Below are 23,259 nucleotides of genomic sequence, written 5' to 3' on the forward strand. Positions count from 1 at the left end.
CACTATACAGATAGGCTCTGCCGTGTATTTAGCACAGATCAATTTGACGCCATTTTTCTAACCTCTGCCCCTCAGGATTTTTATTAATCGACTTTAGAAGGTTTGACGCAAGCCTCTATTGGCGACTTGGAAGCGACACCCGGCACTTCTCGCACCAGCTTCGGCACCAAATAACCCGGTAAGCGCCGGCGCAATTGCTCAACGATTTCCACTGCCACGCTATCACTCACTTCGAAGTGGGCCGCACCGTTGACCCTGTCCAACTGATGCAGGTAATAGGGCAACACACCCGCATCAAACAGGGTTTCGCTGAGGGCCTCCAGGGCTTCGCAGCTATCATTGACGCCGCGCAGCAACACCGCTTGATTTAGCAGAGTCACTCCCGCTTCGCGTAACCTGAGCAGGGCCCCACGCACCTCAGCATCAATTTCGTTAGCGTGATTGCAGTGCAAAACCAGCACTGGCTTCAGGCGCGACTGGCTGAACCAGGACAGCATCTCATCAGTAATGCGGCTAGGCGCCACAATGGGTACACGACTGTGCACGCGCAATTTATTTAGATGGGGGATCTGTGCCATCTCACCGGCGAGCCAACCGAGTTGGCGATCATTCATTACCAGTGGATCACCACCGCTCAAAATCACCTCGCGCAACTCTGTGTGTGCGCGCACATAATCAAGCGCTGCAGACCACTGTTTGCGATTCAAATGGTTATCGCCATAGGGAAATTCCCGGCGAAAGCAGTAACGACAATTTACCGCGCACTGTCCCGCCGCAATAAACAGCAGGCGACCGTGATATTTATGTACCACCCCCGGCAGTGGATTCGCCTCAGCTTCTTTTAGCGGGTCTGCACTATAACCCGCTACTACTTCCAACTCTGCAGCGCCGGGCAAAACCTGCAACAACAGCGGATCATTTGGGTCGGCAGGGCGTATACGGCGGAGAAACGGGCGCGGTACCCGCAAGGCAAACTTTTCATTGGCCCGTTGCGCCCAAGGCAGCTGCGCCGGGTCGAGCTGCAGCAACCGGATCAACTCTTCGGGATCAGTGATCAGGTCTGAAAGTTCATCCTGCCAGCGGCGGGCTTCGGAGATGTCGATCATTTCGCTGTCGACGGCTGGGGATTTCGCCATAGGAATACGCACGGAAGGGAGCAACACTAAAGAAGCCATTGTACCAGAAGCTGCCCCCAGCACAGACGCTCCAGGTATTCGGCCTACCAAGCCTGATAGCGGTACCCAAAAGGCGGAAAACTGCCGATCAAAGTTACCGAGCCAAAACCAGTAAAACCACACAGTCACAATGGTTTTAAAGCCAATTAATATCGGGTTCAGTCAGGCCCACACCCTGACTTTCAGTAACAAGGAGTGTAAACCAAGCCTGTACCAAAAATTTTTTCTCTCACAATTATTCAACTTTGTCACATAAACAACGAAAAAAAATCGACAAAAAAATAAACGCCACACTGACCTTGAGATTAGAAAATCTCAATATCGCCCTTTCAACATAGGCGCACAGCCTGCGCTACAAGCGAAGTAACGACTTCACTACCACCAAAGTAAAAAATCACTCCGAATCAATAAAAGTTGTTACTAACAAAAAAATAACTACCAGCATAAAAATATTACTACTCATACAAATTTCCTTAGGAAAATCTTCACAATTCCCCCATTCACAACAGGGTTAATACGGTGTTAATTTAACCAAAGACAAAGCGATAATAACCTTGTCTTTCTTGAATTCAGTGCACTCGAATTTCAATAAAAAAATAAACCGGACATCTTCCTCGTCCAATAAAAATGGAATTACATAAAGGAATAATTCGATGGAAATGCAGCTTGAATTACTTGAGGCAAATAAAGATTTACTGATTGAGCAAACTCGTGCTCACCCATTCCTCAAGCGCTGCCGCGATGGCTCTATAACCATGGAAGAGCTGAAAATTTTCCTGGTCCAACAGGGAATTTACAGCAGCTACTTCGTGCGTTACCTGTGTGCGATGATGGCCAACCTCCCCAGTAATCAAGAAGTACATGAGCTGGCTGAAAACCTGATGGAAGAACTGGGTTTGGAACCCGACAGCCCCAAGCCCCACGCTGAGATTTACCGCGAGACTCTCGAGCATTTTGGTCTGAGCTTAGAAAATGCAGAAATTCTGCCGGGCACCCAGCACCTGATCGACACTATGTTCCAACACTGCCGCGACCTGCGTGCCAGCTCGGGACTGGGCGCACTATGCCTGGGCGCAGAGGCACTGGTACCGGACCTTTATAGCGATATCGTCGCCGGCTTCCGCGCCCGCGGCGTGGCAGACGAACAGTTAACTTTCTTTCTGCTGCATATCGAATGCGACGACGGCCATGCTGAAACCATCCGCGATATTATGGTCGATATCGGCAGTAAAGATGCCTCCCAGCTTGATGTCATGCTCGATGCGGGACGCCGTCTGGTGCAGGCCCGCCAACAGTTCTTCGATTCTATCGAAACGGCCTACCGCACCTCGAAACAGAGTCAGCCCCAAGCGATCTCCGCCTAAGCCGTGTTTGCCCGGCCATTTATTGTGGCTGGGCACAATACAGGGATGTATTTACCACAGTGAAATCACTGTGCTTGCTGCAAAAAATTAAAAAGATTGAACGGCACTTTCCCAGAGTTCCACCGCGCACGGCAACCGGTAAACATTCTGTGCCGTAAATATTGGAGTTAAAAATGGCTGAAACACTATCAATGAATAAAAACGAGCTGATTGAGCGCGCCAGCGAATCCATGAAGCAGCATCTGGGCGTGCCCGATTGGACTCTGCGTGAAAAACTTGCGCTCACCTGCCGTATTCTTTTTGCCCACGGACACGACTCCGGTCTGGCCGGACAGATCACCGCCCGAGCAGAAACACCAGGAAATTATTACACCCAGCGCCTGGGCCTGGGTTTTGATGAAATTACCGCGTCCAATTTGCTGGAAGTGAACGAAGATCTCGAAGTCCTTTCCGGCGACGGCATGGCCAACCCTGCCAACCGCTTCCATACTTGGATTTACCGTGCACGTCCGGATGTTAAGTGCATAGTGCACAGCCATCCAATTCATATCTCTGCACTGTCCATGCTGGAGCGCCCACTGAAAATTTCCCACATGGACGCCTGCATGCTGTACGACGACATCGCCTTCCTCAAGGAGTGGCCAGGCGTGCCGGTGGGCAACAGCGAGGGCGAGTTGATTGCTGAAGCGATCGGTGACAAGCGCGCTATTCTGCTCGCCCACCACGGCCTGATCATTGCCTGTCGCTCCGTCGAGGAAGCCTGCTCCATGGCCCTCCAGTGCGAACGCGCCGCCCAGTTGCAAATGCTGGCGGAGTCCTCTGGCACCATTCAGGATATAAAACCGGAACTCGGCCGCGAAGCCCACGACTGGATCCTGCAGGAAAAACGCAGTCAGGCTACCTTCGCTTACTATGCCAGACGCCTGCTGCGGGAAATCGACAAAAGCAACGATAATCCGCTTGGCTAATACACAGCCACCGCTACTTTTTTCAGTCCGCGGGCCCAAACCTGCGGGCTCGCAAGCAGCTCCAGCCAAGATCTGTACAAGCGGCCATAACAACTCTTCAAATCGCCGCACGGAGTCGTTCAAGCCGCCGCCCTCCTGTATAATCTCGCCCCAACATTTCAGGGCCGCAGGTAAAGTCTCTGCGCCGCGGCCTAACGAGTCGCCTGCAGCTACCATTTATGGCGGGAGCGCACGGGATTCCCAGGGCTGGAGCGGGCCGCGGCCGGGCTTTTGTGAGGGAAAAACTCGTTAAAAATCATAGAGATACATGACTTATAAGGGCTCTAATTGCTATGGCTAATTACTCTACCAACGAATTCAAGGGCGGCCTCAAGGTAATGCTCGACGGCGATCCCTGCTCGATTGTAGAAAACGAGTTCGTCAAACCTGGCAAGGGCCAGGCATTCAACCGCGTTAAACTGCGCAACCTGAAAACCGGCCGAGTTTGGGAGCGCACCTTCCGCTCCGGCGAAAGCTTGGAAGGCGCAGATGTTATGGACCGCGAGATGGAATACCTCTACAACGATGGAGAGTTCTTCCACTTTATGGAGCCCGAAACCTTCGAACAGCACCAGGCCAGCACCGACGCAGTGGGCGACGCATCCAAATGGCTGAAAGAGCAGGATATCTGCACTGTAACCCTGTACAACGGTTCTCCGCTGGCAGTCACTCCGCCCAACCACGTCATTCTGGAAATCACTGACACCGATCCCGGCCTGCGCGGCGATACCGCCCAGGGCGGCACCAAGCCTGCTACCCTGGCTACCGGCGCTGTGGTTAAAGTGCCGTTGTTCCTGGAAATCGGCGAGACCATCAAAGTAGATACCCGCACCGGTGAATACCTGGGCCGCGCTAAAGAAGATTAATTTCCCACCTCTCGCGGGCGGCCACCGGCCGTCCGCCGCCTGAGCCAATCCCATGACCTCTAACCTCTGGCGTCCTAGCGCCACCATTGAAGCCCTGCGCTATCGCGCCGCGTTACTGGCTGAAATTCGTCAATTTTTTACTGTGCGCAAGGTGCTGGAAACCGAAGTGCCAGTGCTTTCACGCCGCGCTACCAGCGACCCGCATATCGATTCCATTCCCACTCAATGCGGTGGTGACAACGCCTACCTGGCCACCAGTCCAGAATTTGGGCTGAAGCGCTTGCTGGCCGCCGGTTTCGGCGACTGCTACTACCTGGGCAAGGCGTTTCGCCAAGGTGAAGCAGGCAGCCGCCACAACCCGGAATTCACCATGTTGGAATGGTATCGCTGCGGCTGGGATGATCGACGCCTGATGGACGAAGTGGCCGATCTACTGAGCGAGGTACTAGAAATCCAACAAGTGCAGTTACTCAGCTATCGGGAGTTGTTCCAGCGTGAATTACAGCTGGACCCCCATAACGCCAGCGATAGTGACTTACACCGCTGTGTCGAGAAGGAGATGGACCTGGCCTTCAGCCCCGCTGATCGCAGCGAATGTCTGGACTTGCTGATGAGCCATCGCCTGGAGCCCACCATGGGTAAGGGTATTACGCTGCTGTACGACTTCCCCGCAGACCAAGCGGCGCTTGCCAAGGTGCTTCCCGACGAAAGTGGCACCCCAGTGGCAAGGCGCTTCGAAGCCTATGTGGGCGGACTGGAGCTAGCCAACGGTTATTGGGAATTGACCGATAGTGCGGAACAGCTGCGCCGTTTCCAAGCGGACCATGCCTATCGCCAAAAGCACGGCCTCAATCTCTATCCCTACGAGGAGCGATTAGTGGAGGCATTGCGGGCGGGGATGCCGGAGTGTGCCGGTGTGGCACTTGGTGTGGATCGTTTATTGATGTTGGCCGGTGGTTACAAAACCATCGAAGAGGTGATCGCCTTTCCTATTGAACGCGCTTGACCCTCGTTAGACTCTACAGAACAACAAACTGATCAGCCCCCTCAAGGCGTGTAAACATAGCGCGCCACCTCGCCCACAGCAAAAAAGCCGCAATTCAATGGCAACTGCTGGCGTTCCGCAGGTACCAGCGCCACTAGACTGCGGTGATGACTGCTCTGAGCCTGCTCCAGCAGATAGTGAAACAGAGCCCGACCAATCCCCTGCCCTCGGTAGTCTTGCAGAGTCACCAGATCGTAGAGTCCCAGAGCATCGGCGGAGGCAAACAGGCAGCCCGCCGCCACCGGAGTACCCTGCAACCGTGCCAAAAAGAACCTGAGCCGCGCTCGGCGCTGTTCGGGAATCTCCGCCAGTGCCGTGTAAAATTTTTTTAGCTCCGCGGCTTCCAGGGCACTGCCGCACTCCGCCGCCTGTACTTCTGCATATTCGGGCAGAGCCTCTTTTTTTACCGGGGACAACACCAACCCATCCACTTTCTGTGCGGCCCCCTGCACTGCCAGGCGTTCAATCTCTGCGGCCATCGCCACCTGCGATTGCTTGCGCTGTAATCCCAGCTGCGCCAGAGCCTCGTCATCGAGAGGCTTGGAGGCGCTGTGCCACAAGGTAAATGCGCTGTGGCGCTCGGCAAAATAGTCCAGCGCGAAGCGCTGCAGTATGCGTGGCTGCATCACTGTATTGGAAACCGCCTGGTTGAGACGGCCCGATAAAAGACCAGTATCACTGCGCACAATACCGGTGATCTCTTTGGTGTGATTGGGATTGAGCAGAGCCGCACAATAACTGGCGTGAGCCTCTAGATTGCGGCAGACAAGGTTTTTGGCGCTGAGACTGTATTTCATGGGTACAAGGATAGTTCCGTTTATCCAACTCCCTAAAGAACGAAAAACCCCACACAAGGTGGGGTCGCGATCACTACTTTTCCACTTGCGAAAGCGCGCACTGATCCATAGACATTGCCGGCTGGGCACAAGTCGCCGGCCCCACCACTTTGGCCGGCACACCGGCCACCAGGGTTTTTGCCGGTACCGGCTTTAAGACCACACTGCCAGAGGCCACCTGGGCGCATTCGCCCACTTCAATATTGCCCAGTACCTTGCTGCCGGCGCCAATCAAAACCCCGCAGCGAATCTTGGGGTGGCGGTCGCCACTCTCCTTACCGGTCCCCCCCAGGGTTACCGACTGCATGATGGAAACATTGTCCTCCACTACCGCAGTCTCACCAATCACAATACCGGTAGCGTGGTCCAACAGGATACCCTCCCCTACTTTTGCCGCGGGGTGAATATCCACACTGAACACCACCGAGACCCGGTGCTGTAAAAACATGGCCAGCGAACGGCGCTGCTGCCGCCACAACCAATGCGCCACCCGGTGCACCTGCAGGGCGTGAAACCCTTTGAAGTAGAGGAACGGTTCGTGCATGGAATTGCATGCAGAGTCCCGTAGGTAAGTGGCATTCAGATCTGCGCGCGCCGCACGACCTATTTCCGGGTCGGCCGCCAGGGCTTCATCGATCACCTCGCGGATCAGCAGTGCCGGCGCCACAGCATTGTCCAACTTGTTGGCCAGGTGAAAGCTGAGGGCCGCCTCCAAGGAGCTGTGATTGAGAATAGTGGCGTGCAGAAAACTGGCCAGGATCGGTTCGCGTTCGACCTGCTGTGCCACTTCGATGCGAATTCGCTCCCACAGTAAATCCGAATTTGTCTCGGTGCATGAGGCATTCACAGTGGACTCTTCCATATCAAACCGCTCCCAGTGTCAGAGGTGGCTCCAGTAGTGCCGATTGCTGCTCGCGCAGTGCCAGTATATGTTCCGCCCAATAACGAGGCGTGTTAAACCAGGGAAATGCCTGGGGAAAAGCCGGATCCTGCCAGCGGCGCGCCAGCCAGGCAGCGTGGTGCATCTGGCGCAAACAGCGCAATGGTTCCACCAGCTGCAACTGCTGGGGATCAAAACTATAGAAGGTTTCATAACCTTCGAGTACCGCATCAAGGTAGGCGGTTTGCTCGGCGCGATTGCCAGAGATCAGCATCCAGATATCCTGGATGGCCGGGCCCATCAGGCAGTCATCCAGATCCACAAACCAGGGCGTCTCATCGCGCCACAGGAAGTTACCACTGTGACAGTCACCGTGCAGACGCAGTAAGTCCCAATCGCGCTCAAACAACGGGGCGACCTGTTCAATAATATGCCCGGTTACCGAGGCGTAGGCCTCACGGTTTTCCCGCGGTAAAAAATCACCGCCCAGGATAAATTCGCGGCTATCAACGGCAAAGTGCTTTAGAGTCAGAGTCGGGCGATGAATAAAGGGCTTGGCGCCACCCACTGCGTGGATGCGCCCGAGCATAGTGCCCACCTGCTCCAGATGATCGAAGTTATCCAGCTCCAGCTGGCGCCCCCCGCGGCGGGGAAACAAGGCAAAGCGAAAGCCTGCCGACTCCAGCAGGGTATGCCCATCAAACTGCATCGGCGCCACCACCGGAATCTCCGCTTCGGCCAATTCCAGGGTGAAACGATGCTCTTCCTGAATCTGCTCATCACTCCAGCGGCCGGGGCGGTAAAATTTGGCGATCAATGGCTCCGCACCCTCAATGCCCACTTGGTAGACCCGGTTTTCATAACTGTTTAAGGGGAAAATACGCGCATCGGAAATCAGCCCGGTGCTCTCGACACAGTCAATCACCACGTCCGGCGTAAGGGCTTCATAGGGATGGTGGCTCTGGGTCATAGCGGGTACCAACTGAATATCGGTTGGCTATGCTAACGCGCTCGCGGGGGCGGGGACAAACACAGAATAACCCCGCAGCTTTAGCGACACCCAAAGAGGTTGTAGAAGGGGAAGTGGCGTGTAATAGCACTAACCAGAACCACTCCCTGAATTACAGTGACTAGCCGCCACTTGACCGCTGTTGCTGCAATAGCTGAACCATTTGGTCACGACCAAAGACCTCGGCGAAATCCTCTGCCGAATGGCCGGCCCTATTGACCTGTTGCGAATCACAGTCCTGCTTTAACAGGGTTCTTGCCAAGGCAAACTCACCACGAAAAATTGCCGCCATCAACGCAGTATTGCCGCGGCGATCCTGTGCACAGGCGTCCGCCCCCCTTTGCAACAAATAATCCACAGCTTCCCTGCGGCCGTTATAGGTGGCAATCATCAGTGCCGTATAGCCTTTTGAATTGCGGGTATTTAGGGGAAATCCGGCTTGCGAGAATTCACGCAGCACCTCGGTATCACCAATCCTGGCAGCGGCAAAAAAATACTGGGAGAGTTCGGTAAAGTCAGAGTCATTTTTTTCCGGCTCCACTGCCTGAGCCATTAGAGTTAGCCCCTGGGCGAGAAAGACGATTGCAAATAGAATTGATCTCATGAGTTCACCTAAACATTTTGGTGGGCGGCAACTGCCGCCCACCAATGGGTCAATATTACTGGGCCAGTTTTTTCACTCGGCTCAGGTTGCCACCAACCGCTTTGGTCAGGCGCTGGCCATAGTCTTTATCGGCGTGGTAGAAATAGCTCAGCATAATATGTTTGGTGTTGTCATCGCGCACCTTACCCAGATCACCAGCTAGGTTTTCGATCAGGTTCTGACGCTCTTTCAAACTCAAGCTGCGATAGAAAACACCGGCCTGGGCAAATGGCAGTTTCTTCTCAATCGCCTTTTGCTGGGTACTGCCAGTGAGCAGCTTATTGCTGTACAGGCCTTTGGGATCTTCGCTGCGGGCATCAATACGGCTCGGCTGATAGTTCACATCGGAAGTCTGCTGCCCGTAATTTGCGGCTCCATCTTGGTTCCAGTTATTCACTACTGCGCGGGGACGATTGATCGGCAGCTGTTGATGATTCGCACCCAAGCGATACATTTGAGTATCGGAGTAGGAGAAAACACGGCCCTGCAGCAGACGGTCTTCAGACGGTTCAATGCCGGGCACAATATTGGCTGGTGCAAATGCGGCTTGCTCAGTTTCCTGGAAGAAATTAGTGGGCACACGGTTGAGCGTCATGGTGCCGACTTTGGTTTCCTCCACATCCAGCCACATTTTAGTCGCGTCGAGTGGGTTGTAATTAAAGCCATCAAGCTGAGAAGGTTTCAGTACCTTGATATACAAATCCCACTGGGGGTATTCGCCTTTCTCAATGGCCGCGTACATATCTCGCGTCGCATGACTGAAATCTTTCGACTGGATTTCCGCCGCTTCCTCCGCACTTAGGTTTTTAATACCCTGGCGGGTTTTCCAGTGGAATTTCACATAATGTACTTCGCCCTTATCATTGATAAGTTTATAGGCGTGCACACCCCAACCATCCATTTGACGCAAGTTTGCCGGGGTGCCGTAGTCAGAATAAACCCAGCTGAGCATATGGGTGGCTTCTGGTACATGGCTAAAGAAATCGAAAAAGCGATTCGGATCCTGCTGATTAGTTACCGGAGAGGGTTTCAGGGAATGCACCATATCCGGAAATTTAATCGCATCGCGAATAAAAAATACCGGCAGATTATTGCCTACGAGATCCCAGTTGCCCTCATCGGTATAAAACTTGGTGGCGAAGCCACGGGGATCGCGCAGAGTTTCCGGCGAGCCTTTGGAATGAATTACGGTTGAGAAGCGCACGAAAACTGGTGTCTTGCTACCGGGCTCAAATACCACCGCTCGGGTCAGGTCACCAATATCCTTTGTAGCGACAAATTCACCGTGTACTCCTGTGCCGCGCGCATGTACAACCCGCTCTGGAATACGCTCGCGGGCAAAGCGCTGTAATTTCTGGATCAGGTGCACATCCTGCAGCAAATTCCCACCATTTTCTCCCGCAGTTTGTGAGTTCTGATTGTCACCTATCGGTGCGCCATTATCGCGAGTTAATGTCTCAGCATTGGCACCGCCTATCAGGCCGATAGTTAATGCAAATAAAGGAAGATATTTCATCGGCAAGTCCGTCCCTAAAATTGTTTCTATTACAGGGACAGAGCTTATAAGCGAGTATATTTAGTGGGAAATTAGACCTTATTATCGTTCTTATAGTTGGGATTAATAAGCTGCACTGACTATAAAATTCCCCCTCAAGTTTTATCACTTTTTTTAAAGTGACGCTTTGGCATCAGATACCAAAGCACAATTGCCACAAAAAAAAGCGCAGGAATATCTCCCAACAAATTCGCTCGCTCAGTGCGATCGTACAGTGCCTGAAACAGCATAATCGTAGCATGCACCAGGCTGGACCAAACGGTAAACCAAATTAGGCTGGCATTGGCTGCGGGATCTTTTGCCGCGCGAATTAGAAAAACACCCAAAGTTGCATAGATTCCCATAATCATCTGCTCATATTCCGGCTGCCGTGGGGTCCACCCCCACCCAGATGGCCAAACCCACATCATCATCGGATAAATAGCAAATATAAAGATCAGACCTACAACTACCAGTGCAATAGGTAGGTACTTGGCGCGGACTGCATCATCCATAACAGAGTCTCTAATTTATTAGATAAGCAACTACCTGAATTATTCCTGCAAATCGCCGGGCAAATGACAAACCACCTCAAGATTGTTGCCATCCGGGTCTAATACATAGGCTGCGTAGTAATCCGGGTGATACTCTTCATAGATATCCGGTACACCATTATCGGTACCACCCGCTGCCAATGCGGCTCGATAGAAATCACGCACCACCTCACGTTCCTCGGCCCGAAAGGCAATATGAAGCTGAGAGCTGCTGACTTCCTCGCCGCGAATCCAAAATTCCGGCTTATCCGCCCAACCAAAACCAGCTGAATTATCAAACTCCATCACCAGTTCATACCCCAAACACGCCAGGGCCTGGCGATAAAATTCACGGGAGCGAGTAAAATCTTCGACCGGTATTCTGATGTGATCCAACATGGATTTACTTTCCCTTTCTTAGGCTGGCTTCACCGCCAATCTGCAAGATAGTCCAGGGAAGGGAGTTAGACCTTGCTTGGAATGGAATCGTGACGGGCTTTACTGCGTGAAAAGAACCATTACAGTGTCGAGGCTGATGACAACCCAGCAAATTCTGTCGCCAAGTTGCCATGCCAAAATTTGAGGGGTCGGGTTAAGGAGTGATATACCAGTGATACAACCCATATGCTGCCACACCAAATCCAAAGATAAGCTGGCCGACCAAAAGTACTCGATAGGCAAAGGTGTAACGCGCAATTTCCCCACGGCGGATAGCGTCATTGGAAAAAATTCTGGCCTCTTCGGGATACTGTTGCTCGAGATTTTGCAGGGCGGGTACCGCTAACCTAAGTAGCTCGCGGCTGCGTACATCCATCAACCAAAATACCGTTACCAGGATCATCACAAAACCACCGAGCAGGGCCAATATAAGCGGGTGAAAATTTTTCTCCACCGCAGTAAAAATCCCACCCTCCACAAACATGGTCAGTACAACAAAAAAATTAAAAACCTTGAGGCGCTGGTCAGCTGCAAAGCGATAGTGCTCACAAAGGTACTTTACCTGCTCCAAACTCTTTCTCCTTGAGTCAATTTACTGGCCTTGAACCACCGCGCGATGGCACTGATAAGAGCAAAAAAGCCGGGCGATGCCCGGCTTTTCTACAGTCCCCAACAGCCGCGCCGCCAGGGAATAGTACTTGCGCTAAATTCAGGTCAGCGATTTTCGCGATGTGCCAGTAGATCGTCAACTACTGCAGGGTCCGCCAGGGTGGAGGTATCTCCAAGGTTATCCAACTCATTACAGGCTATCTTACGCAGAATACGCCGCATAATTTTTCCCGAGCGGGTTTTAGGCAGGCCCGGCGCCCATTGAATAACATCCGGCTTGGCAATAGGCCCTATCTCCGTGGAGCAGAGCTCAATTAACGCCTGCCGCAAGGCTTCACTGGGTTCCCGCCCTGATTTCAGAGTAACAAACGCATAGATACCCTGCCCCTTAATATCATGCGGATAACCTACCACCGCGGCCTCTGCGGTGTCCGGGTGCAACACCAGGGCACTCTCGATCTCAGCGGTGCCTAGGCGGTGGCCGGAAACATTCAACACATCGTCGATACGCCCAGTGATCCAGTAGTAACCATCCACATCCCTGCGCGCACCATCGCCAGTAAAGTAATAACCGGGATAAGTGGAAAAGTAGGTATCGATCATACGTTGACGATCGCCATATACTCCGCGAATCATTGAGGGCCAGCTTTTTTTAATCGCCAGAGCGCCTTCTCCCGCACCTTCGATTTCTTTGCCGTCCCCATCCAACAACACCGGCTGCACACCAAAGAAAGGCTTTGTGGCGGAACCCGGTTTAAGCGCCATAGCACCGGGTAGCGGTGTGATCATATGAGCGCCGGTTTCCGTCTGCCACCAGGTATCCACAATAGGACAGCGCTCATCACCGACCACCTTGTAATACCACTCCCAGGCCTCTGGATTAATTGGCTCACCCACTGTCCCCAATAGTCGCAGGGAGCTGCGTTCTGTACTGGTGACAAATGCATCCCCCGCTCCCATTAGTGCACGGATCGCTGTAGGCGCAGTGTAAAAGCTGTTGACCTGATGTTTATCCACAACCTGCCAAAAACGTGAGGCATCCGGATAGGTGGGCACGCCTTCAAACATTAACGTGGTGGCTCCTGCAGCCAGGGGACCGTAAACGATATAGCTGTGTCCGGTAATCCAACCGACATCCGCGGTGCACCAGAAAACCTCACCCTCCCGGTAATCAAATACATATTTGAAAGTCATGCTGGCCATCAGCAAATAACCAGCGGTGGTATGTAGCACCCCTTTTGGTTTGCCGGTGGAACCGGAGGTATAGAGGATGAACAGCGGATCTTCAGCGCTGACGACTTCTGGTGCACAGTCGCCATCCATTTCTGCGATGGCATCCGCATACCAGATATCCCGTTTACTATCCCAGTCCACTGGGGCGCCGATATGCTTTACCACAATGGCCGTATGTACGCTGGGGCACTCAGACAGGGCCTGATCTACATTAGCCTTGAGGGGAATATGCTTACCCCCTCGAATCGCTTCATCAGCGGTAATCACCAAGCGACAATCAGAGTCGAGTATGCGATCCCTTAGCGAAACCGGCGAGAAACCGCCAAACACCACCGAGTGCACCGCACCAATACGGGCACAGGCGAGCATGGCGTAGGCCGCCTCGGGAATCATGGGCATATAAATGCAAACCCGATCCCCTTTCTTCACTCCACGAGATTTCAACAGGTTCGCCAAGCGGCACACATTGTCATACAGAGTGCGATAGGTAATCGCCACACTATCCGCCGGGTCGTCTCCCTCCCACAAAATGGCGGTTTGCTCACTGCGGCTAGCTAAGTGTCTGTCGATGCAATTCACCGTGACATTGAGTTGACCATCGGCAAACCAAGCCGTATGCCCTCGGTGCATATCCTCCTCCAGCACCTGGGTAAAAGATTTTTCCCACTGCAGAAAATCCTTGGCCTGCTGAGCCCAGAATGCCTCTGGATCTTGCACCGATTGTCGATACATTTTTTCGTAGTCTTCAGCGCCAATCAGAGCATTGGCAGCAAACTTTGCAGGTATGGGGCGGGTATGCACATCTGACATCATCTTCTCCCTTATTATTAGCCTGGCACTTTGGCATAGAGAAATCTGAATTTATTGGGTCTTATTCGGCTCACTTTATAGCATTGCCTGGGTGAAACAATCCCCCCACCGCTGGCAGAGCTGAAAAGTAGGAAACATTCACACGGTACAAGATAATTCGTCCATTCCTCACCCACTGGGGACGGCTAAAACAACAAGGGGCCAGAAGGTTGACTAACAACAGAAAATTATCGATTAAGCCCTGGGCAATTTACCGGATATTAAATCCAGATATTATTATCCGCGGTCAGTTCACCTCCGGCATCACCAGTATTCACAACGCCTCTGGGCTCAACCAGTAAAATCTCGCACTCCTGTTCAGCCCTTGGCTTGTGCTCCACGCCTTTGGGCACCACAGCCATCTCCCCAGGACCCAAACAGATAGTATTATCGCGAAACTCAATTTCCATTTGTCCTGAGACAACGATAAAAACCTCATCCGTATCGGGATGATCATGCCAGGTAAACTCTCCTTGTATCTTTACCAGCTTGAACTGGTAATCATTCATCTCCGCGATGACCTTAGGAGACCAATGGTCCGAGAACTTTGCTAGCTTTTCTCTAAAATTAATGACTTTATAGCGCATTTCTAATCCTTTCCTCCTAAGCAAGAAAGCACTTATTAATTAAAACTATATCGAACGTGAGGTCTCAACTAAGTCTCTAAGGCTTCCAACAGTATGCTGACTAAAAACCAACACCCCCGATTCACTTAGACGGGCAGCCACTATTCCAATTCCTTTTTTCTTCACTCCTGAAAAACTGCCATCGTAAATAAAATTCGAACCACAGGATGGGCTGTTTTCTGTAAGCACCGCAAACTTGATATCCTGATTTCGACACAAGCGCAGGGCTACGTCCGCTCCCCATATAAATTGATCTGTCAGATCCTTATGATCAATTCCTATAACTCTGGCCGTGCCCGCTAAAACCTCAGCACCACTACCGCCGAAAATCTCTGCCGGAGCCCTGGGTATAGGCAATCCGGCTGCAACTTCCGGACACAGAGGAACGACATCCTGGGTTTCTATAAGCCAATCAAAATCGCTGTTATGGACCTCAACATCACTACCGTTATAACGCACGGCACACCCCAGGAGACAAGAACTCACTAGTATTTTGGTCATATACACCTTCGGTCAAAATGGACACAATAGAAAATAATGCTTAAAGGTCACTTAGATTACACGAGCATAAAGGTTGCCCAGCAAGTAAATTAAGACAGAAAGTCGGAAAAGTAAGACAAATAAATCCAGGTTAAGCAAAGGCCCCCCAAACAAATCCATTAGAGAAATAAATCATGCTGCGCTCTATACTGATTTTGACTATCAGCCTGTTAACAATCCCTGTAGCTAATGCCAAACAATTGGCGATTACGCTTGACGATGCCCCCCGCAAAGCCGATGGCTACTTTGACGGACCAACTCGAGCAAAAACACTAATTGAGAACCTGGAAAAGCACAAAATTGGACAAGTAGCCTTCTTTGCCACCACGCAGTCACTGAATCAGGAAGGGCTAGAGAGAATAGGCACATACAACAAGGCTGGGCATACTATTGGCAATCACACCCATAGCCATCCCAACTTTCTTGAGACAGAGCTATCCGTCTATCAGTCGGATTTTTTACAAGCCCATCATATACTGCAACAATTTGACAATTTTAAACCCTATTTCCGCTTTCCCTACCTGCGCGAGGGAGAAACTATCGAAAAACGGGATGGCATGCGAAATCTATTACAGAAAAATAATTACCAAAATGCCTATATCACCTTAAATAATTACGACTGGTATATCGAAGAGCTTTTTCAAGCGGCAGTGAAAGTCGGGAAACCGGTTGATATGGAGAGACTCTCAAAGTTTTATGTCGACGTTCTTATGGCGAGTATTAATTACTACGAAGATATGGCGAGCAAATATCTTGGGCGTTCACCCAAGCACGTCCTACTGTTACACGAAATGGACATTACGGCGTTGTTTATTGGCGATTTAGCTCGTCGCCTGCAGCGGGAAGGCTGGGAAATAATTTCTTTGCAGGAGGCCTATCAAGATCCCATCGCCAAATACCAACTCGACCAACCGATTAAATACAATCCTGGCAGAATCGGCGAAATCGCCCTTGCTAAAGGGCAAAAGAAAAATCTCTGGCATTACACCCTGGATGAGTCCTACCTGGAAAAGAGGTTCAATCAGGAAGTGTTATTGATGTCTGATCACTAAATGGCAGGGATGCTACAGGGCACAAAGCCCTGTAACGGAGAGAATCAGGCTTCAACGAGCTGAACCGGAATGGTATTAGTGCTGCGCTCTACCTTGTTGCTTTCATCCAGGTAGACCAGCTTGGGCTTGTGGCTATCGGCCTCTGCCTCTGTCATCTGGGCATAGGAAGCGATAATAATACGATCGCCAACTTGTACACGGCGGGCAGCGGCACCATTCATGGAGATAATACCGGAGCCGCGCTCGGCCAGAATCACATAGGTGTGAAAGCGCTCACCGTTGCTCACGTTGTAAATATCGATTTTTTCGAATTCGCGCAGACCGGCCAGCTCTACCAGATCTTCATCAATTGCGCAGGAGCCGTCATACCAGAGTTCGGCCTGGGTCACCGCGGCCATATGCAGTTTGCACTTCAACATTTCAATTTGCATGGTTGGATGCCCCTCAGAGTTCCAGGGATACGTTGTCGATCAGGCGCGCGGCACTGGTATACATCGCCCCCAGAATCGTAATTTGTTTATCGTCATCAGCTGCCGGCTGTAAGTCCTTGCTGTAACAGATGGAGAAATAGTCGACGCGGAAGCCAGTGTCTTCGATACGCTGGCGCGCCTCTTTTTCCAGGTCGGCAAAGTCCCGGCGCCCACCCACGATTTCATCTTTAACCCAATTCAGCGACTGGTTGAGCACCGCCACTTTGGGGCGCTCATCGGCAGTGATATAGCCATTGCGCGAGCTCAGAGCCAGACCGTCGCTCTCGCGGTGTACCGGCGCAGCAATGATTTCCACCGGAATACACAGGTCCTCGGCCATACGGCGAATCACCGCCAATTGCTGGAAGTCCTTGATGCCAAATACGGCCTTGTCCGGCTGCACAATATTAAACAGCTTGGAGACTACCGTCGTCACCCCTTCAAAGTGACCGGGGCGACTCGCGCCACAAAGCACATCGGTCATGGCCGGGCAAACCACGCGGGTCTGCTGGTCCATACCGTTGGGATAAATCTCGTTCTCATCCGGGTGGAACAGGAAATCGCACTCGGCTTCGCGCAACCGGGCCATATCCCGCTCCATAGTGCGCGGATATTTGTCCCAATCCTCATTCAGGCCAAACTGCAGGCGGTTGACGAAGATCGATACCACTACTAGGTCGCAGTGCTGCTGGGCCAACTTGACCAGCTCGATATGGGCGTCGTGCAGATTGCCCATGGTGGGCACGAAGCCCACGGTCTTGCCGTCTGCTCGGGCTTGGGCCAGCGCCTCGCGCAGGCTGGCTACGTGGTGGAAGACTTGCATCTCTCTACCGCTCACTATGTATCAGCGCGGCATCATACTCGCTGAGACGAGGCGTCTCAACTTAGCAAAAGTGCCGCTATCCCCAGGTTTTTCCCACGACATCTCTGATAGCTCACAGACCACTGTCTAGGTCATATCAGCCGGATTCCAAGTCACTTACAAATTATCCACCACACCTCTCCCCCACCTCAGGTTATCGCGCAGAGTTCAGGAAGTGTTCATACCCGCCAAGGCAAACTGCCCGCCAAGATCCACAAACGACTTTAAACAACATCAAAGAGCCATCCATGCTCGGGAGCGCTGCCATGAGACACCTCACTACTGCCATCGCCGCCGCGGGCCTATTGCTCCTGGCAACCCCTGCCATATCCGAAGTACATAGGGGACACCAGCGGGCAATGGACCACGATCACCACGGACAGGGAAGAGCCCATCGCGAGCAGCGTCACATGGAACGCGACAGACATCATAATCGCAAGCACGAGAGAGAACATCGTAGAGAAGAGCGCAGACAGCGCAAGGAAGCACGCAGAGAGCGTAGAGAGGAGCGCAGACATCGCCGAGAAGTCCGCCACGCTTACAAAGATGGTTACTCCGATGGCTATAGCCGCGGCCACCGCACAGGCCACCGGCACGAGCACCGCGCGGTGCACAGACCCCATTATCGCCGTGGCCACCATGGGCATCGTCCTCGCTGGCGCCCAGCACATTACGGCTACGGCTACAGCTGGCGCCACCTACCGCAAAATTTTGTCAGTGTCAGCATCGGCGCCACCGGCTTCTACTATAGCGAAGGTATTTTCTACCGCCCGGCTTCTCACGGCTATGTGGTAACCCGTCCGCCCCACGGCGCCATCGTGCATAGCTTACCGGCCTCAGCCCTGACAGTGGTTGTCGGTGGCTACAACTACTACGTAGCCTACGACACCTATTACCGCTGGGATGACCGACGACGCGGCTACCGCGTTGTGCCCAATCCCGGACTGTTTTAACCGCCCTATTCCATCCCCCCAAGCTTCAGCGGTCTTCGGACCGCTTTTTTATTTCGCGGCTAAATTTCCACAAGAATTCCTCATCGTAAAGCGCGCTGAAGCCAGAAAAAAACCGAATAAATATTTAGTTTTTTACAGGGAAAAAAATCAACGTTTTTTTATCTATAGTTATTGCTTTCCAGCACTGCTGGGCCCAAGATTCGCGCCCGCCACAGATCAACGGAAAGGCGCCATGAAACAGCAACAAGTAAAAAACTGGACCTGCGACGATTCTGCCGAACTTTACGGCATCCGCAACTGGGGCGCCGGCTATTTCGATTTAAATGAAGACGGTGAAGTTTCGGTCCTGGTCGAGGGTCCCAACGGGGAATCCCAAAGTGTCTCTCTGATGGAGATCGCCCGCGGCGCCACCGAGCGCGGCCTGGGCATGCCCTTACTACTGCGCATTGAAAATCTGCTCGATGCACAGATCGCCCGCATTAATGAATCCTTTGCCCGCGCCATCGAAGATTGCGGCTACGGCAATGTTTTTCGCGGGGTCTTCCCGATCAAAGTCAACCAGCAATGCCAGGTGATCGAGGAGATCGCCAGCGCCGGCCGCCGTTTTAACCACGGCCTGGAGGCTGGCAGCAAGGCGGAGCTGATCGCTGCACTGTCCATTTTGGACAACACCGAATCTCTGATCATCTGTAACGGCTACAAGGACGAGGAATTTATCAACCTCGGCCTGCAGGCGCAGCGCCTGGGTGTACAGATTTTCTTCGTGGTAGAAACGCCCTCGGAAGTGGAAACCATCATCCGCTGCGCAGAGCGCGAGCAGGTGCGCCCCAATATCGGCGCGCGGGTGAAACTCGCCTCCAAGGTGGGCGGCTACTGGAACGCCACCAGTGGCGACCGTAGCATTTTCGGCCTGGGCAGTAACGACCTGATTGCCATGGTCGACCAGCTGCGCAGCCACAATATGCTCGACTGCCTCAAGCTGCTGCACTACCACCTGGGCTCACAGGTACCGAATATTCGCGATATTCGCACCGGAGTGTTGGAAGCTTGCCGCTATTACGCCGATCTGGTGGAAGAAGGCGCTCCCATGGGCTATCTGGACTTGGGCGGTGGCTTGGCGGTGGACTACGACGGCACCAAGACCAACTACACCCACTCCAAGAACTATTCCCTCGACGAGTATTGCGTGGATGTCGTGGAAGCCATTATGGGGACTCTCGACAGTGAAGGGGTTGCCCACCCGGTGATTATCACCGAGTCCGGCCGCGCTACCGTGGCCTACTCCTCCGTGCTTTTGTTCGATGTGCTCGACACCACCCGCTTCGAACCGGTGGAACTGGAGCACACCAAGATCAGCGATGGCGACCACCAGATGTTGCTCAATCTGCAGGATGCGGTGAGTAGTATCACCCCCAAAAACCTGCAGGAGAGCTACAACGACGCCCTTTATTATCGCGACGAAGTGCGCTCCCTGTACCTGCACGGCCAGGTGAGCCTGCGCGAGCGCGCCAATGCGGAGAACCTGTTCCTGCAGGGTGCCCAGGAGATTCGCGCACTCCTCGACGAAGCCGAAGTAATACCCGCTGACCTGCAGGCCCTGCCAGAGGTGCTGTCGGATATCTACTACGCCAATGTGAGCGTCTTCCAGTCGATCCCGGATATGTGGGCCATCGACCAGGTATTCCCGCTACTGCCGATCCATCGCCTGGATGAGGCGCCGACCCGCTCGGGTATCATCGCCGACATCACTTGCGACTGCGACGGTAAGATCGACCGCTTTATCGGTCGCGAGAAGGAGCAGAAAACCCTGCCCCTGCACGAACTGAAAGACGGCGAGGACTATATCCTCGGCACCTTCCTGGTGGGGGCCTACCAGGAAACTCTGGGCGATTTGCACAACCTGTTTGGCGATACCAACGTGGTGAGTGTGCGTATCCAGGAGGACGGCAGTATCGACTTCAGCCATGAGATTCACGGCGACAGTATTTCCGACGTGCTGAGTTACGTAGAATATCAACCCAAAGAACTGTTCGAGCGTTTCCGCCGCCTGGCGGAGCGCGCTGTGAAACAGGGGTTGATCACCGCAGCCCAGCGCAAGCAGATTCTGCATACCTATACCGCCAGCATGAGCGGTTACACCTACTTCGAAAAGTAAGTTTAAAAAATAAGGCGGTAAGCCTTTAAGAAGATAGCGGCGGCCAACGTCGCAGACTAAGGAGATCTTTATGGCCAACGTACTGATCATCGGCGCCGGCGGCGTCGGCCAGGTAGTTGCGCACAAGTGCGCACAAGTTCCTGAAGTATTTGAAAACATCACCCTCGCCAGTCGCACCAAGAGCAAGTGCGACAAGATCGCGGAGATGTTGCCACGGAAAATTGATACCGCCGAAGTCGATGCGGATAACGTACCCGAACTGGTCAAGCTGATCGAAAAAGTGAAGCCGGACATGATCATCAATGTGGCCCTGCCCTACCAGGACCTGCACATCATGGATGCCTGCCTGGAAACCGGCGTGCACTACCTGGACACCGCCAATTACGAGCCGCCGGAAGAGGCCAAGTTCGAGTACAAGTGGCAGTGGGCCTACCAGGAGAAGTTCGAGAAAGCCGGTCTGATGGCCCTGCTGGGCAGCGGTTTTGACCCCGGTGTGACCAGCGTATTTACCGCCTACGCCAAGAAGCATCACTTCGATCGTATCCACACCTTGGATATTCTCGACTGCAACGCCGGCGACCACGGCCTGCCTTTCGCCACCAACTTCAACCCGGAAATCAATATCCGCGAGATTACCGCCAACGGCCGCTATTGGGAAAATGGCCAGTGGATAACCACCAAGCCGATGGAAGAGAAGCGTGTCTTCAATTTCCCCGAAGGCATCGGCGACAAAGACATCTACCTGCTGTACCACGAAGAGCTGGAATCCCTGTCCAAGCACTTCCCGGAAATCGAGCGCGCGCGCTTCTGGATGACTTTTGGTGAAAGCTACCTGAAGCATCTCGAAGTACTGCAAAACGTCGGTATGACCGGCATCGAACCGGTGCAATTCCAAGGCCAGGAAATTGTGCCCATTCAGTTCCTCAAGGCGATGCTGCCGGACCCCGCCAGCCTGGGCCCGCTGACCAAAGGCAAGACCTGCATCGGCAACATTATCCGCGGCAGCAAAGACGGCGAAGAGAAGATCTACTACGTCTACAACACCTGCGATCACCAGGATTGCTACAAAGAGGTACAGTCCCAGGCCATCTCCTACACCACTGGAGTACCGGCAATGATCGGCGCCAAGATGATGCTGGAAGGTAAGTGGATGAAGCCCGGCGTGTGGAACATGGAGCAGATGGACCCGGACCCCTTTATGGACGACCTGAACAAGTACGGCCTGCCCTGGCAGGAAACCTGGCTGGATAAGCCCTTCCAGTAATTCCGCACTTTTCCATACCCTTCGGGATGGGCCCAGGCGCCCATCCCGCGCAGCAGGATAAAGAAGCTCCCTATGGATCTCACTCCCCGCCTAGACTACTTCGGACACTTTGACCCCTACCGTGTACCCTCTCCCTGTTTCGTGGTCGATGAAATCGCCTTGCGCGACAACCTGGCACTACTGGCCGATGTGCAGAAACGCAGTGGCGCCAAAGTATTGGCCGCATTGAAAGCGTTCTCCATGTTCAGCACCGGTCCAATTGTTGCTGAATACCTGTCGGGCACCTGTGCCAGTGGCCTGTTTGAGGCGAAACTCGGCTTTGAAGAGTACGGCGGGCGCGACCAGGGCAAGGAAGTCCATGTTTTCAGTGCCGGCTATAAAGAAGATGAACTACGCGAAATTCTGCAGTTCGCCCACCACGTGATCTTCAACTCCTTTTCCCAGTGGAAACGCTACCGGGAACTGTGCCTGGATATGCAGAAGCAGCGCCCGGAACTGCGCTTTGGCCTGCGTATTAACCCAGAGCACTCCGAAGGCCACACCGACCTCTACGACCCCTGTGCGCCCTGCTCACGGCTCGGTATCGTGCGTTCACTGTTTGACGATGAGTCGCTGGAGGGCATTAGCGGCCTGCACTTCCACACCTTGTGCGAACAGGACTTTAAACCGCTGGAGCGCACCATCGCTGCCGTGGAAGAGAAATTTGGCGACCTAATCCCGCAGATGGAGTGGATCAATTTTGGCGGTGGCCACCATATCACCCGCCGCGATTACCAGGTCGACGAGCTGATTGCCGCCGTGCGCAATTTTTCTGAAAAATATGATGTGCAGGTTTACCTGGAGCCCGGTGAGGCCATTTCCCTGTTCGCTGGTATCCTGGTGACAGAAGTGGTGGATACCGCCTGGAATGGTCAGAACCAGGCCATACTCGACGCCTCCGCCACCTGCCATATGCCGGATGTTCTGGAAATGCCCTACCGCCCGGGAATCACCGGTGCCGCTCGCCCCGGCGAGCTGCCCCACACCTACCGCCTGGGCGGGCAGAGCTGTCTGGCCGGGGACAGCATTGGCGAATACAGCTTCCACAACCCCCTCAAGGTAGGGGAGCGCTTGGTATTCGAGGAGATGGCCTACTACACCATGGTGAAAACCAACACCTTCAATGGCATCCCCCTGCCCTCCATCGCCCTGTGGAACTCAGAGACCGACGACCTGAAAATCATCAAGAGCTTCGGTTACGACGACTTCAAAGAGCGCCTCTCCTGATAGCCCCAACAAGATAGTGATGCGGCGGGCAGTACAATCCCCCGCCTCCA

Annotated in this window: 23 protein-coding genes; 9 read left to right on the forward strand and 14 right to left on the reverse strand. The window is 53.3% G+C overall.

What is annotated here, in order from left to right:
* Positions 1-83: 83 nt before the first annotated feature.
* Positions 84-1,136, reverse strand: a complete 1,053-nt coding sequence (gene epmB, locus ACJJH9_RS18395; RefSeq protein WP_444923627.1) for an EF-P beta-lysylation protein EpmB — start codon at positions 1,134-1,136, stop codon at positions 84-86.
* A gap of 692 nt (positions 1,137-1,828) precedes the next feature.
* Here epmB and ACJJH9_RS18400 point away from each other — a divergent pair.
* The 4 genes from ACJJH9_RS18400 (at position 1,829) to epmA (ending at position 5,418) form a co-directional block, all read left to right on the forward strand.
* A complete protein-coding gene (locus ACJJH9_RS18400) occupies positions 1,829-2,539 on the forward strand; it encodes an iron-containing redox enzyme family protein (protein WP_444923628.1) in 711 nt (236 codons plus the stop codon).
* Between the two features lie 173 nt (positions 2,540-2,712).
* A complete protein-coding gene (locus ACJJH9_RS18405) occupies positions 2,713-3,507 on the forward strand; it encodes an aldolase (RefSeq protein WP_444923629.1) in 795 nt (264 codons plus the stop codon).
* Between the two features lie 332 nt (positions 3,508-3,839).
* Positions 3,840-4,412, forward strand: a complete 573-nt coding sequence (gene efp / locus ACJJH9_RS18410; protein WP_252084272.1) for an elongation factor P — start codon at positions 3,840-3,842, stop codon at positions 4,410-4,412.
* Between the two features lie 52 nt (positions 4,413-4,464).
* Positions 4,465-5,418: an EF-P lysine aminoacylase EpmA gene (gene epmA / locus ACJJH9_RS18415; protein WP_444923630.1), complete on the forward strand. Its 954-nt coding sequence runs from the start codon at positions 4,465-4,467 to the stop codon at positions 5,416-5,418.
* A 41-nt stretch (positions 5,419-5,459) separates the two neighbouring features.
* On the opposite strand, the gene ACJJH9_RS18420 is transcribed toward epmA, so the two are convergent.
* The 11 genes from ACJJH9_RS18420 to ACJJH9_RS18470 all read right to left on the reverse strand — a co-directional run bounded on the left by ACJJH9_RS18420 (position 5,460) and on the right by ACJJH9_RS18470 (position 15,148).
* Positions 5,460-6,254 carry a GNAT family N-acetyltransferase gene (locus tag ACJJH9_RS18420; protein WP_444923631.1) on the reverse strand — a complete coding sequence of 265 codons (795 nt, stop codon included), beginning with the start codon at positions 6,252-6,254 and terminating at the stop codon, positions 5,460-5,462.
* Positions 6,255-6,327: 73 nt separating this feature from the next.
* Positions 6,328-7,155, reverse strand: coding sequence for a serine O-acetyltransferase (cysE, locus tag ACJJH9_RS18425; RefSeq protein ID WP_444887845.1), 828 nt, complete (start codon positions 7,153-7,155; stop codon positions 6,328-6,330).
* Between the two features lies 1 nt (position 7,156).
* Positions 7,157-8,143, reverse strand: a complete 987-nt coding sequence (locus tag ACJJH9_RS18430; protein WP_444887844.1) for an SrkA family protein kinase — start codon at positions 8,141-8,143, stop codon at positions 7,157-7,159.
* Positions 8,144-8,303: 160 nt separating this feature from the next.
* Positions 8,304-8,786 (reverse strand): ankyrin repeat domain-containing protein, encoded by a 483-nt coding sequence (locus ACJJH9_RS18435; protein ID WP_444883560.1) that lies wholly within the window; start codon positions 8,784-8,786, stop codon positions 8,304-8,306.
* A 55-nt stretch (positions 8,787-8,841) separates the two neighbouring features.
* On the reverse strand, positions 8,842-10,341 hold the full coding sequence (locus tag ACJJH9_RS18440; RefSeq protein ID WP_444923632.1) for a catalase: 1,500 nt from the start codon (positions 10,339-10,341) through the stop codon (positions 8,842-8,844).
* Between the two features lie 134 nt (positions 10,342-10,475).
* On the reverse strand, positions 10,476-10,874 hold the full coding sequence (locus tag ACJJH9_RS18445; RefSeq protein ID WP_444903686.1) for a DUF6632 domain-containing protein: 399 nt from the start codon (positions 10,872-10,874) through the stop codon (positions 10,476-10,478).
* A gap of 39 nt (positions 10,875-10,913) precedes the next feature.
* Positions 10,914-11,291, reverse strand: coding sequence for a VOC family protein (locus ACJJH9_RS18450; protein ID WP_444887842.1), 378 nt, complete (start codon positions 11,289-11,291; stop codon positions 10,914-10,916).
* 193 nt (positions 11,292-11,484) lie between these two features.
* A complete protein-coding gene (locus ACJJH9_RS18455) occupies positions 11,485-11,901 on the reverse strand; it encodes a RipA family octameric membrane protein (protein WP_252084263.1) in 417 nt (138 codons plus the stop codon).
* Between the two features lie 143 nt (positions 11,902-12,044).
* Positions 12,045-13,982: an acetate--CoA ligase gene (acs, locus tag ACJJH9_RS18460; RefSeq protein ID WP_444905281.1), complete on the reverse strand. Its 1,938-nt coding sequence runs from the start codon at positions 13,980-13,982 to the stop codon at positions 12,045-12,047.
* A gap of 260 nt (positions 13,983-14,242) precedes the next feature.
* Complete coding sequence (locus ACJJH9_RS18465; RefSeq protein WP_252084261.1) at positions 14,243-14,608, reverse strand: cupin domain-containing protein; 366 nt, start codon at positions 14,606-14,608, stop codon at positions 14,243-14,245.
* A 45-nt stretch (positions 14,609-14,653) separates the two neighbouring features.
* A complete protein-coding gene (locus tag ACJJH9_RS18470; RefSeq protein ID WP_444903684.1) occupies positions 14,654-15,148 on the reverse strand; it encodes a 2-thiouracil desulfurase family protein in 495 nt (164 codons plus the stop codon).
* 173 nt (positions 15,149-15,321) lie between these two features.
* Here ACJJH9_RS18470 and ACJJH9_RS18475 point away from each other — a divergent pair, with 173 nt between their 5' ends.
* Positions 15,322-16,239, forward strand: coding sequence for a polysaccharide deacetylase family protein (locus tag ACJJH9_RS18475; RefSeq protein WP_444903683.1), 918 nt, complete (start codon positions 15,322-15,324; stop codon positions 16,237-16,239).
* 44 nt (positions 16,240-16,283) lie between these two features.
* On the opposite strand, the gene panD is transcribed toward ACJJH9_RS18475, so the two are convergent.
* Together panD and panC are read right to left on the reverse strand one after the other, a co-directional pair.
* Positions 16,284-16,670 (reverse strand): aspartate 1-decarboxylase, encoded by a 387-nt coding sequence (gene panD, locus ACJJH9_RS18480; RefSeq protein ID WP_444903682.1) that lies wholly within the window; start codon positions 16,668-16,670, stop codon positions 16,284-16,286.
* A gap of 13 nt (positions 16,671-16,683) precedes the next feature.
* Entirely contained in the window at positions 16,684-17,532 is an 849-nt protein-coding gene (gene panC / locus ACJJH9_RS18485; protein WP_444905280.1) for a pantoate--beta-alanine ligase, read from the reverse strand.
* A gap of 305 nt (positions 17,533-17,837) precedes the next feature.
* Here panC and ACJJH9_RS18490 point away from each other — a divergent pair, with 305 nt between their 5' ends.
* The 4 genes from ACJJH9_RS18490 to nspC all read left to right on the forward strand — a co-directional run bounded on the left by ACJJH9_RS18490 (position 17,838) and on the right by nspC (position 23,209).
* On the forward strand, positions 17,838-18,524 hold the full coding sequence (locus ACJJH9_RS18490; RefSeq protein WP_252084258.1) for a DUF6515 family protein: 687 nt from the start codon (positions 17,838-17,840) through the stop codon (positions 18,522-18,524).
* 232 nt (positions 18,525-18,756) lie between these two features.
* Positions 18,757-20,679 carry a biosynthetic arginine decarboxylase gene (gene speA / locus ACJJH9_RS18495; RefSeq protein ID WP_444885946.1) on the forward strand — a complete coding sequence of 641 codons (1,923 nt, stop codon included), beginning with the start codon at positions 18,757-18,759 and terminating at the stop codon, positions 20,677-20,679.
* 70 nt (positions 20,680-20,749) lie between these two features.
* On the forward strand, positions 20,750-21,943 hold the full coding sequence (locus ACJJH9_RS18500) for a saccharopine dehydrogenase family protein (RefSeq protein ID WP_444883553.1): 1,194 nt from the start codon (positions 20,750-20,752) through the stop codon (positions 21,941-21,943).
* 72 nt (positions 21,944-22,015) lie between these two features.
* Complete coding sequence (nspC, locus tag ACJJH9_RS18505; RefSeq protein ID WP_444899240.1) at positions 22,016-23,209, forward strand: carboxynorspermidine decarboxylase; 1,194 nt, start codon at positions 22,016-22,018, stop codon at positions 23,207-23,209.
* Positions 23,210-23,259: the final 50 nt, after the last annotated feature.

The sequence above is a fragment of the Microbulbifer mixtoriginis (SeqCode) genome (genome assembly GCF_052466715.1).